Annotated in this window: 9 protein-coding genes; 3 read left to right on the forward strand and 6 right to left on the reverse strand. The window is 59.8% G+C overall.

The features are described 5' to 3' along the window. Positions 1-3: 3 nt before the first annotated feature. From J7557_RS06710 to J7557_RS06735, 6 genes are all read right to left on the reverse strand, one after another. The gene (locus tag J7557_RS06710; protein ID WP_291418610.1) at positions 4-861 is read right to left on the reverse strand and encodes an ABC transporter permease; all 858 of its coding nucleotides are present in this window, start codon (positions 859-861) and stop codon (positions 4-6) included. Between the two features lie 4 nt (positions 862-865). Next, entirely contained in the window at positions 866-1,870 is a 1,005-nt protein-coding gene (locus tag J7557_RS06715; protein ID WP_291418612.1) for an ABC transporter permease, read from the reverse strand. A gap of 236 nt (positions 1,871-2,106) precedes the next feature. Further along, positions 2,107-4,035, reverse strand: coding sequence for an ABC transporter substrate-binding protein (locus tag J7557_RS06720; RefSeq protein WP_291418614.1), 1,929 nt, complete (start codon positions 4,033-4,035; stop codon positions 2,107-2,109). Positions 4,036-4,346: 311 nt separating this feature from the next. After that, positions 4,347-5,858, reverse strand: a complete 1,512-nt coding sequence (locus J7557_RS06725; protein ID WP_291418616.1) for an alpha-N-arabinofuranosidase — start codon at positions 5,856-5,858, stop codon at positions 4,347-4,349. A 294-nt stretch (positions 5,859-6,152) separates the two neighbouring features. Beyond that, positions 6,153-7,082: a helix-turn-helix domain-containing protein gene (locus J7557_RS06730; protein WP_291418618.1), complete on the reverse strand. Its 930-nt coding sequence runs from the start codon at positions 7,080-7,082 to the stop codon at positions 6,153-6,155. A gap of 177 nt (positions 7,083-7,259) precedes the next feature. Continuing rightward, complete coding sequence (locus tag J7557_RS06735) at positions 7,260-7,889, reverse strand: IS30 family transposase (RefSeq protein ID WP_291418958.1); 630 nt, start codon at positions 7,887-7,889, stop codon at positions 7,260-7,262. A gap of 323 nt (positions 7,890-8,212) precedes the next feature. On the opposite strand from J7557_RS06735, the gene J7557_RS06740 reads away from it, so the two are divergent. From J7557_RS06740 to J7557_RS06750, 3 genes are all read left to right on the forward strand, one after another. Continuing rightward, on the forward strand, positions 8,213-9,205 hold the full coding sequence (locus tag J7557_RS06740) for an oxidoreductase (RefSeq protein ID WP_291418620.1): 993 nt from the start codon (positions 8,213-8,215) through the stop codon (positions 9,203-9,205). Between the two features lie 312 nt (positions 9,206-9,517). Further along, positions 9,518-10,501 (forward strand): LacI family DNA-binding transcriptional regulator, encoded by a 984-nt coding sequence (locus tag J7557_RS06745; RefSeq protein ID WP_291418622.1) that lies wholly within the window; start codon positions 9,518-9,520, stop codon positions 10,499-10,501. A 98-nt stretch (positions 10,502-10,599) separates the two neighbouring features. Then, the gene (locus tag J7557_RS06750) at positions 10,600-11,874 is read left to right on the forward strand and encodes an extracellular solute-binding protein (protein WP_291418624.1); all 1,275 of its coding nucleotides are present in this window, start codon (positions 10,600-10,602) and stop codon (positions 11,872-11,874) included. The last annotated feature ends 15 nt before the right edge of the window (positions 11,875-11,889 follow it).

Consider the following 11,889-nt stretch of genomic DNA (forward strand, 5'->3'; position numbering starts at 1 on the left):
GCCTCAAGCCCCCATGCGGCGCAGGCGGCTGCGCGGGTCGATATATTCGTTCATGCTGACAGCCAGCAGGAACAGCCCCAGGAAGGTCATGACGATCAGGATCACCGGTATGACGATCCACCACCACACCCCGACGACCATCGCCGAGTGCGAATTGGCCCAGTAGAGAACGGTGCCGATGGTGGGATTGTTGATATTGGTGAAGCCAAGCACAGCCAGCGTCACCTCCATGCCGATCGACCAAAGCATGTTGTTCATGAAGGTCGAAAACACGATCGGCATCACATAGGGCAGGTGCTCTTCAAGCAGCACTTTTCGCGTGCTCATCCCGGCAAACACGGCATGCCGCGTAAATTCGCGATGCTTCAGCCCCAGCGCCACCGAGCGGATCAGGCGGGCGTCAAACGGCCAGCCGAAACAGGCCAGGATCAGCGCCATGGTAAAGCTGTCCATGTTGTTGCGCAGCACGAAGTAGAACAGCACCAGGATCGGGAAAATCGGCACGGCGACGAAAATGTCGTTGATGAACATCAACACCCGGTCGACCCAGCCGCCGAGATAGCCGGCCGCCAGCCCCACCGTGATGGAGATGATGCGGCTCAGCACGGCGACGGTAATGCCGAAGATCAGGCTGTTCTTGAACGCCGCCGAAAGCTGCCAGAACAGCTCCTGCCCGCGCGAATTGGTGCCGAACCAATACTGCGCCGAGGGCGGCTGGTCGGGAATGGCCATGTAGATCATGCTCGGATCGACTGGCGAAAAGAACGACAGCGATGCGAAGATCACCATGATGCCGACGAGCACCAGCCCGATGGCGAATTCCACATTGTAGCGGATGAGGTCGCGAAAAACGGCGAACATGGCTCTACTCCGCCCGAACGCGCGGATCGAGCAGCGGGTGCAGCAAGTCCACGATGAAGATTGCGAAGGCCACGGCCGTGATCGACACGGTGCAGACGGCGAGGACGGTCGAATAGTCGCCGGCATTCACCGCATCGACGAGGAGCGAGCCCATGCCGGGATAGTTGAACACCTGCTCGGTGATGATCGTGCCCGAGAAGACACCGCCTATGACCATGGCGAGCGCCGTCACCTGCGGCACCAGCGCATTGCGCATCACATAGGCGCCCACGATGGTGTCGCGCTTGACCCCGGCGAGTTCCGCGTAGGTGACATAGTCCTCGGTGACGATGTTGGAAACGAGCGCCCGCATGCCGATGAACCAGCCACCGAGACCCACCAGCACCAGCGACAGCGCCGGCAGCAGCGAGTGCTGTAGCACCGAGAGAATGAAGGGCATGGTCCAGCCCGGCCGCACATCCATCCCGAAACCGCCCGAAATCGGCAGCACCGGCCAGAGGAAGCCGAAGATGATCAGGATGATGAAGGCGACGATGTAATAGGGGATCGGCTGCAGGCCCATGGTCACGATACCAAAGGCCTTGAAGAAGCGGTTGTTCTGGAAGTACCCGGCAAGGCCACCCATCAGGTTGCCGATGATGAAAGTGATGACGGTTGAGGTCAGCAACAGGCCCAGCGTCCAGGGCATGCCGCGCATCACCAGTTCCATGGCGGGGGTAGGGAAGGCCATAAGCGACGCCCCGAGGTCACCCTGCAGCAGTCGCGTCCAGAAGTTGAAATACTGGGTCAGCATCGGCTGCCCAGTCCCGAACATCGCCGTCAGCGCCTCGCGCGTCGAAGCAATGGCTTCAGGCGACAGGTTCGATCTGGCCGAAAGTCGCCCCAACACCTGTTCCACAGGGTCGATGGGCGAAAGATACGTCACGAGAAACATGGCCGAAACGCCGAAGAATATCACCGCCAACATCAGCAGCGCGCGCTTCGCCACGAAATAGAAATAACCTTGCATACGGACTCCTCACCGTCCTTGCCTATCCGGTGGGGCCCAGCCTTCGGCCGATGGGGCGCCGAAGCAGTCTCCTCCACTGCATGTCACCCCGGCGCAGGCCGGGGCCCAGCTCCCACCCAGTCGGGCGGGGTGGTCTATTTGTCCCGGGACTGACCACGGGAGAAAACTCATGAGGAGCGCAGTCACCCGCGCCCCTCAGAGTGGTCCGGCTTTCGCCGGGCCACCAGGGAGGACGCTTACGCCCCTGCGACAGGCGTAATCTGGGTGAAGATGTACCGACCGTTCGACCAGTTGGTCACCGGGTTGGCATAGTTGTTTTCCGCGTTCGGCCAGCCGGTCCAGTACTTGTTCGACTGGATGGAGAACACGTTGTAGGCCATGATCGGAATATTCGGCATTTCTTCGAGATGCAATTTCACGAAGTCGTGGCCGTATTCGATGCCCTTGGGGTCGTTGAAGTCGATACCGCGGATCTTCTCGATGATTTCGTCGAGACGCGGATCCTTCCAGCGCATCCAGTTGCGATCCGGCTGGCTGGCACCCGGCTCGGCGACATAGGCCGAGTGGTAGCTGTCCATGAAGAACGACAGGTCGGGGTGACCGCCCCAGGTTTCCACGGCCCAGGCAATATTGCACTCGTAATTGCCCACGCGCTGGCGGCCCCAGGTGTCGGCGTCGACTTCGGCCTGTGCGCCGATCCCGTTCTGGGCCCAGGTCTGCGCAATGATCACGCCAAGACGGTTGACCACGCCTTCCTGTGGCACCATCACCGAGAAGGTGAAAGGCGTGCCATCAGGCTGCATCCACTGGTTGCCGTTCTTGGTGAAGCCGGCGGCCGTCAGCAGTTCTTCCGCTGCCGGAATATTCTGCTTCCACCAGCCATAGCCAAAGGCATTGCGCACCGCGGTTTCGTCGGTTGGCACGGCATCGCCGAACTGGCCGCGCACCATGTCTGCGATCTGCATGCCGACATTTGGATCGTAGGGCTTCACCTTGCTGGTGCCCGTATCGATCTCGTAGTTGATCATGAAGTCCTGCAGCGGCGCATGGTAGTCACGCGGATGCGTACCGGTCGGCGGCACCGAGATGGCGGACAGCGTTGCCGCACCGCGATAGGACGCCATCGACATGGCGCGTGCATCGAGCATCAGCGCCAGAGCCCAGCGGACGCGCTTGTCCTGGAATTTCGGGTTCTGGTGGTTGAAGATCGCCATCACCAGCGTCGGATCGGGATGGGCATAGGGGAAGCCTGGGAACCAGCCCTGGATCTGCGGATCCTGCTGCACCACCGAGAATGTGCCTTCCGGCGTCAGGTCGTGCACCATGTCGAGATTGCCGTTGCGGATCTCGATCAGGCGGTTATCGGTCGAAATGTTGTTGCGGTAGATGACATATTTCGGCTTCGGCTCGGCAATCATGCCCATGGCCGTGCGCTGCCAGTCTTCGCGCTTTTCCCAGATGTACCAGGTGCCGTTCGGATCGAACGAATGCAGCGTGTAGGGCCCGATGGAGACCGGCGGGTTCGCGTCGTAGCTGAGAATGTCTTCGACGCCCTCGTAAACATGCTTCGGCATGATCCAGGCGGCGGTCCAGCGCACCGAGAACAGCGTATGGAAACGCGAATTGGGTTTCTTGAGCTTGAAGTGGACCGTGTACTTGTCCGGTGCGGTGACTTCTTCGACCTGGTTGGAGAAGGCGCCATTATAGGGCGTGCCGGGCGTTGCGGCCTGCTTCTGAACTGTGAAGACCACGTCGTCGGCGGTGAATTCGACGTCGTCGCTCCAGTAGATGCCCTGTTTGAGCTTCACGGTCATTTCCGAGAAGTCTTCATTGTACTGCCAGAGATCGTCGGCCAGCGAATTATAGACCGCGTTCTCGCTCGCGCCTTCGACGCCAGCATCGGGATCGATGAACCACAGCGTGTCCGTCGTCAGGTTGTGCAGGCCGTTGGAAGTGCCATTGCCCGCGCCCACGGCCCACAGGTTGAACCATGCCGGGTTGCGGATGATCCCTTCGGGATTGTGCACGATAACCGTTTCATTGCGCGGAAACTGCGTCAGGTCCGGGGCGCTGCCCTCGGCATCCTGAGCAAAGGCCAGGCCCTTGCCGGCGGCCATAAGGGCGCCCAGCGCCGTCGTCCCGATAAGGAAACTACGTCTATCCATTCTGTATCCTCCCATGGGCGAAATGCCTCCCGCATTTCGCTTCTCGGCACCCTCCAGCGCCGTTATAAGTCATACTTAACTGAGGGGTAGGCGATGTCAATCACTTGCGTGATACAAATCGGATAACATGATACAAAAATAAGAGAGGCACATCGTTGCCGATGTGCCTCATTTTCACCGTTGGGAGACGGTGAACGTTAACAGTCTGCGAGCCAAGTCGTCGCACTTGGCCGTGCTCAGTGTTGGCACAATCACGGTCCCTTTACCTCCCTTGATGGGGGAGGGCGGGAGGGGCCAACCAGCGCGAAGCTTTAGAGCTTCACCCGCACCATCTGATAGGAATACGGCGGCAGGTTTACCGAGAGCTTCCCGCCCTCGATCTTGGCGCCTTCACCCTTCCTCGGCTTCACTTCATCCTGATTCTTGGCCGTGTTGACGGCCTTGAGGTTCGGATGCGTCATCACCTGATGGTCGATAACGGTGCCGCCGGCAAAGCCCTGCAGGCTCACTTCCGTCTCGATGCTTTCGCTGGTGTGGCGATTGACGAGGAAGAAGCTCAGCGTGCCGTCTTCTTCATTGTGCACGCCTGAAACGTCGACATAGGCCGTATCCTTGGCGTGGGTCGTTTCATAGCCAGGCGAATTGGTGACGAGCTGCAGCGCCGTGCCGCGACCAAACACCGAAGCGAAGAAGTACGGGTAGTAGATAGTCTGAGCCCAGGCAGGCCCGCCCTTTTCGGTCATGATCGGCGCAATGACGTTCACGAGCTGCGCAATACAGGCGATCTTCACCACATCCGAGCGACGGATGAAGGTGTTGAGGATCAGCCCCACCATCAGCACGTCTTCAAAGTTGTAAATATCTTCGAGCAGACCCGGCGCATGCGGCCAGCCGCCATTGCCATCGAGGATCTCGCGATCCTTCTTGTTCGAATGGTACCAGACGTTCCATTCGTCGAAGGAAATATAGACGTCCTTCTTGGAGCGCTTCTTGTGCTTCACCTGCTTGATGGTCGAAGCCACGGTTTCGATATAGCGATCGAGCTTCTCGCTCAGTCCCAGATAATTGGGCGTATTGTCGTCGCGATTGGCGAAATACATGTGGAGGCTGATATGATCGACGTGATCATAGGTGTGCTCGAGCACGATGCGCTCCCAGTCGGGGAAGCTCGGCATGTCCGAATGCGATGAGCCGCACACGATCAGTTCGAGGTTCTTGTCGAACATGCGCATGGCGCGCGCCGTATTGGCGGCCAACTTGCCATATTCGTCGGCGTCCTTGTGGCCGACCTGCCATGGGCCGTCCATCTCGTTGCCGAGACACCACATTTTGACGTTCCAGGGTTCCTTGCGACCATTCTTGATGCGCAGGTCCGACCAGTAGGAACCGCCGGGATGATTGACATATTCGAGGAAGTTGCGCGCCTCGTCGACGCCGCGCGAACCAAGGTTCACAGCGAGCATCATCTCGGTGCCAACGGTAGCGCACCAGTCGGCAAATTCGTGCACGCCAACGGCATTGCTTTCCGACGTGTGCCATGCGAGATCGAGACGAACCGGGCGCTCCTCACGCGGTCCGACGCCATCTTCCCAGTTATAGGCGGAAACAAAGTTACCCCCGGGGTAGCGCACTACGGGTACATTGAGATCCTTCACCAGCTTGGCGACATCGCCACGCATGCCGTCCTTATCGGCCGTCGGGTGGTCGGGCTCGTAAATGCCCTCATAAATGGCGCGGCCGAGGTGCTCGAGAAATGCCCCATAGACACGATCATCAATTTTGGAGATCGTGTAATCCTTATTCGCAACGACAGACGCCTTCACCACGCCCCTCCCATACAATCTGTTTTTCTGATTTGTATCAGTAAATCGGTTGTACAGGACGAAGCTCGCCCTGTGAAGCCGCTCGGCGCACTTTTGTATGATTTTTGAAACGGGTCGTTTAAGCGGCGCACCCAACCTTAGGCGACCGCCATTACCGGCTCGTCCCGGCAATCCATCTCTCCACGACCGCCGCTCCAGCAGCCCACCTACGGTGTCATTCCCGCGAAAGCGGGAATCCCCGTTCGTCAACCGTGGCCTGAGATTCCCGCTTTCGCGGGAATACGCAGCGTGAAACTACCTAGCCGTCTGCAACCGCATAATAATATCCTGGTCGTAGTTCCCAAAACCACGCCCAAAGATATTGATCCCCCCCGGATGCTTGGCATCCGGCTTCACCGCAATCCGCAACCGGATCGAGTGGTGATTGGAGAGATCGAGGTCCACCAGCGACACCGGCGAAATCTTCACCCCATCCACATAGGTGCCTTCATCGGTCACCCGCCAGCTCTTGAGCTTGCCATACTGGCTGCCCTTGAGCTTCCACCAGTCCGGCGTATAGACCCCGCGCTTGTCGCCAAAATCGCCCGGCGACGTCCACGTCCCGATCTCCGTCCCATTGACCGATAGCGTGATATCGCTCGGCCAATCCGCCGATGTCCCCGGCACTTCCGAACTCAATTCCAGCGCAAATTCAAGCACTTCAATGGTGTTTTGCGCCAGCTTGGCATTGTTGGGAAACTGATATTCGAGGAACCCACGCGTAAACCAGATCAGCCCCGCCTTCATCCGGTCGGGCTCAAGATAAGTTTCCGGCACGTCTAGCAGCCCGATAATCCCCTCGGTCGAACACAGCCCACACGGCGCCGAAACCTCGCAGCTGGTGTAGAGCCCCAGCGGCATCGCCACCTCGATCGAGTTCGACTTGAGCGGGGTCATGTCCTCCTTGAACATCACCAGCACTTCGTCAAACGTCGAATGGCAGATCTTCTGATTGCCCTTCCGCGCCTTCTGCGTCTCCGTCCGGATCAGCCCAGCCGTCTCCAAAATCTGGATATTGGTCGAAACCGTCGACTGCGGCAGGTCCAGCTTGTCGGCAATGTCATTGCCATTGAGCGGCCCCTCCACATGCAGCAGCTTCAGAATGCGCACCCGGATCGGCGAGGCCAAACCCTTCAGAACCTCGATATCCTCTTCGGGATCGACGACCAGAAAATTGCGGCTCATGAGAGGTTAGGCTTTCAGATGATGGACAGTAATTGTCTATCAAAAAAGCTGAACCAATCAAGCGTGCTGCAATAATTTCGTCACAAAGGTCCTAAGGCTTTGGGGTTTCAGTCTATCAGAAACGCCGAAACACAATGATCTCGCTCTCAAGCGCGTTGTCATTCCAAAACCACGGTGTCATCCCCGCGAAAGCGGGGAGGTGGATTCTCGTTTGAAGTGCAACACTTGATTTGAGAATGACTTCGGCTGGTGTTTTCCAGCCGAGGCAGCGTCTAGGTGTATTGTTATAGACTGCAATGAGACTGGTGAGGACGGTTTCGTCGATTTTGGCGAGATCGGTCTTTCGTGGCAGAAAGCGTCGCATGCGCCCGATGGCATTCTCGATGCCGCCCTTCTGCCATGGGCATGGGGATCGCAGAAGTAAGTAGCGAGGCCGAGCGGGTTGAGCTCGTGGTGCCGGGCGAACTCGGTGCCATTGTCGAAGGTCAGGGTTTGGCGCAGAAGCGGCGGCAGGGGTTCGAGAACTGCCCTGATCGTCTCGGCCACCGGTCCTGCATGCTTTGAGGCCAGCCGGGTGCCGACCAGGATGCGGCTCATGCGCTCATGCAGCATCAGGAAGTTCTGGCCAGAGCGGGAGAAGGCCATCAGGTCTGCCTCCCAGTGCCTCGGCACGGTGCGCAGAGCCGCTTCGATGGGCCTTTGGTCAAGGCCAGGCCGATGGCTCATATGCAAGGCCGGACTGCCGCCCTTGCCTGGGCGGCGGCCACGCTGGGCCCATGACGCCGTCTCCGGCCGATCCTGGGGGATAGATCCCGCCTAGATACCGATACTGTGCCGACGAGGGGTGCATTCTGTCAGCTCGATTTCGCCCGGCTCCCGCAGTTTGTCGGATTTAGCATTTAATATCAACGTTCTAGACAGGCATTTCTTCCATACAAGAGTCGGCACTGCCTTTGACTTTGACCGATAACGCGCTAGATTGAACCCAACTGGATATTGCCGGGATACACAGCACCCTCCCTTCAATCGCAGTGTCATTCCCGTGAAAGCGGGAACCTCCGTTTCGCAACGCGGATTCCCGCTTTCACGGGAATGACACTGGGGATGGATTGGCCTCAGGAGACAGACCCATGAGCTTTCGTGCCCTTGTAACTCAGAAGGCCGAGGACGGTAGCGTCACCAATGCGGTCGAGACGCTCGACGATTCTCGCCTGCCCGAAGGCAATGTCATTGTCGACATCGATTGGGCCGACCTCAACTACAAGGATGGCCTGTGCCTGACGGGGCAGGGCGGTCTCGTCCGCACCTTTCCCCATGTCGCCGGCATCGATTTTGCCGGCACGGTTCGCGATAGTTCCGATGGCCGCTACCGCGCCGGCGATCCCGTCGTGCTCACCGGCTGGCGCGTCGGCGAAACCCATTGGGGCGGCTTTTCCGAGCGCGCCCGCGTCAATGGCGACTGGCTCGTCCCCCTGCCAAAAGGCCTCACCACCCGCGATACTATGGTCGTCGGCACTGCCGGCCTCACCGCCATGCTCGCCATCATGCGCTTGGAATCCGAAGGCCTCACCCCGTCATCGGGCGAAGTGCTCGTCACCGGAGCTTCGGGCGGGGTAGGCTCGATCGCCATCGCGCTCCTTGCACGCCTCGGCTATTCCGGTGTGGCCCTCTCTGGCCGTCCCGAAAACTCGGCCGCGCTCACCGCCCTCGGCGCCACCCGCATCCTCGATCGCGCCGAATTTCTGGCCGATGCCGACAAGCCGCTCGAGCCCGCCCGCTGGGCCGGCGTCATCGATTGCGTCGGCGGCAATGTGCTCGGCAAAGTGCTGAAACAGGTCAAATATGGCGGCTCCGTCGCCGCCCTCGGCAATACTGCCGGCATTGCCCTTGCGACCAATGTCCTGCCTTTCCTGCTGCGCGGCGTAAACCTCCTCGGCATAGACAGCGTCATGCAGCCCTATGAAAAGCGCATCGCCGCCTGGCAGCGCGTGGCCGAACTCTTCGATATCAGCGCCTATGGCGCGCTGGTGGAAGAAATCGGCCTCGAAGCCCTTCCGGCGGCGGCAAACCGCATTCTCAAGGGCGAAGTGCGGGGCAGGGTGCTGGTCCGCCCGCGGGAGTAACCCGTCTCGAACCAAATCCACCCGCCATCGTCACCACCGGGCCTGTCCCGGTGGTCCATGCCGCCCCGGACGGGATTGTCGGGACGGGCTGGCAATACCCCAGCTAAAGGTAGTGCTTGCGTTGAGTATGTCCTCCCACCCACCGTGCTGCCCTCGGATCAAACCGGAGGGCAGCATCGCGTAGATAAAATCGCCACGGATGAACCGAACGGGCGAAGCAAACAGTCCCACCGACGAAGCGGGACATGCTCACATTCGCGCCGCGAACAGCCCGTTGACCGCCAGCCTTTCGCGGCTGTAGCTTCCGCCCTCATGGTCACTCTCAAGGAAATCGCAGCGGCAGTAGGCGTTTCAAGCGCCACGGTGTCGCGTGTGCTCAACTACGACACGACGCTGTCGATCTCCAACCGCAAGCGCCAGGCCATCATCGAGACGGCCGAAAAGCTCAATTATGCGACACCGCGCAATCGCAATCGCGCCAATGTCCAGGGCCTTACCAAGCTCGCTCTGGTGCATTTTCTGCGCCCCGAGCAGGAACTGGTCGATCCCTATTACGTCGCCCTGCGCCTTGGCATCGAAAGCCGCTGCGCCGCGCTCAAGATCGAAACGGTAAAAGTTTACCACACCGACGCCAAGCCCGATGCCGGCATGCTGCAAAGCGCCTCGGGGGTCATCGCCATCGGTCGTCACGACGAAGACGAGATCGAGTGGCTGCAGCGCCACGCCAAGCAGCTCGTCTTTGCCGACCATGCTCCACCCGACGACCAGATCGATTCCGTCCAGGCGGACCTCCGCCTCGCCATGGAAAAACTGCTGCAATCCCTGGCAAATCTGGGCTATCGCCGCATTGCCTATATCGGCTGGGGCGATCGCCGCGCCCAGGCTTTCGTGCAGTGGATGACCAAGGCCGGCTGGTTCGACGACCGCATGTTCCGCTCGGGCGACAATACCGAGCAGGGCGGCTATCGTCTGACCAAGGAAATTTTCAGTGAAAAGCGCCCGCCCGACGCCATCATCACCTTCAACGATTCCATGGCCATCGGCGCCTATCGCGCCATTCACGAAATGGGCCTCACCATTCCCGGCGATGTCGGCGTCGCCAGCTTCAACGACATTTCCGTCGCCCAATTTCTCAATCCACCCCTCACAACGGTGCATCTTCCGGCCGAGGAAATCGGCGAAGGGGCGGTGGAATTGCTGCTCGAACGCGTCGGTGGCCGTGAACTCGCCAAGCAGATCACCCTGGCGTCCAAGCTCGTCTGGCGTGGCAGTACCCGCCAACCTCTTGAAAAATAACGCAGTAAAAATTTACTGAAATTATTGCGTGCCGCGATTTATGCGGTTAAGGTTCTGCCTACGGGTGAAGAGGAAACACCCGCTAGGGAGGAATTGCAATGACCCGTTTGTCCACGGGCTGGAAGCGCGCGGCCGCCGTCGCGCTGGCCAGCGTCAGCATGTTCAGCGTTACCGCCGCTTCGGCCGTCGAAATCACCGTCTGGTGCTGGGACCCCAACTTCAATGGCGCCACCATGAAGGAAGCGGCCGAGCGCTACGCCGCGCTGCATCCTGACGTGACCGTCAATATCGTCGACTTCGCCAAGGCCGATCTTGAAACCAAGCTTCAGGCCCAGCTCGCTTCGGGCACCACCGATGGTCTGCCCGACATCGTCCTGATCGAAGACTACGGCGCCCAGAAATATCTGCAGTCGTTCCCCGGCGCTTTCGAGCCGCTCAACAGCGCCGTCGATTATTCGGGCTTTGCGCCCTACAAGGTCGAACTCGCCACCGTCAACGGCCAGACCTATTCGTTGCCCTTCGACTCCGGCGTCACCGGCTATTTCTACCGCTCCGACCTTCTGGGCGAAGCCGGTTTCACCGCCGCCGACCTCCAGGACATCACCTGGGACAAGCTGATCGAAATCGGCAAGACCGTGAAGGAAAAGACCGGTGGCATCCTGCTGCCGATCGATCCCAACGATGCCGGCTGGCTCCGCATCATGATGCAGTCGGCCGGCTCCTGGTACTTCAATGCCGATGGCAGCGTGCATATCGCTGACAACCCGGTCCTCAAGGCCTCCATGGAGACCTACCAGCGCCTGATGGCTGCCGGCATTTCCAAGCCCGTCTCGGGCTGGACCGAATATACCGGCTCGTTCACCTCGGGTGACACCCTCTCGACCTTCACCGGCGTGTGGATGGTCGGCACGATCAAGGCCAACGCTGATCAGTCCGGTAAGTGGGCCATCGCCCCGCTCCCGGCTCTCGATGGTGTCGAAGGCGCGACCAATGCCTCCAACCTCGGCGGCTCCAGCTGGTACGTGCTCTCTTCCTCGGCCGAAAAGGCTGAAGCTGTCGATTTCCTCGCTGAAATCTGGGGCAAGGACGTCGATTTCTACCAGAAGATTCTCGTCAACCAGGGCGCTCTCGGCTCGCTCCTCGCTGCCCGCGAAGGCGACGCCTACAAGGCCAGCGACGATTTCTTCGGCGGCACCCCCGTTTGGCAGAACTTCTCCGATTGGCTCGGCAAGATTCCGGCCGTGAACTACGGCATCTTCACCAACGAAGCCGACGCTGCTGTCGCCGCCCAGATCCCGAACATCACCTCGGGTGGCAATATCGACGAGATCATCGCCGCCATCGACGCCCAGGTCCGCCAGCAGGTCCAGTAAAACCGTCATGTCGGG

Source organism: Devosia sp. (assembly GCF_017744655.1).
Classification (GTDB): domain Bacteria; phylum Pseudomonadota; class Alphaproteobacteria; order Rhizobiales; family Devosiaceae; genus Devosia.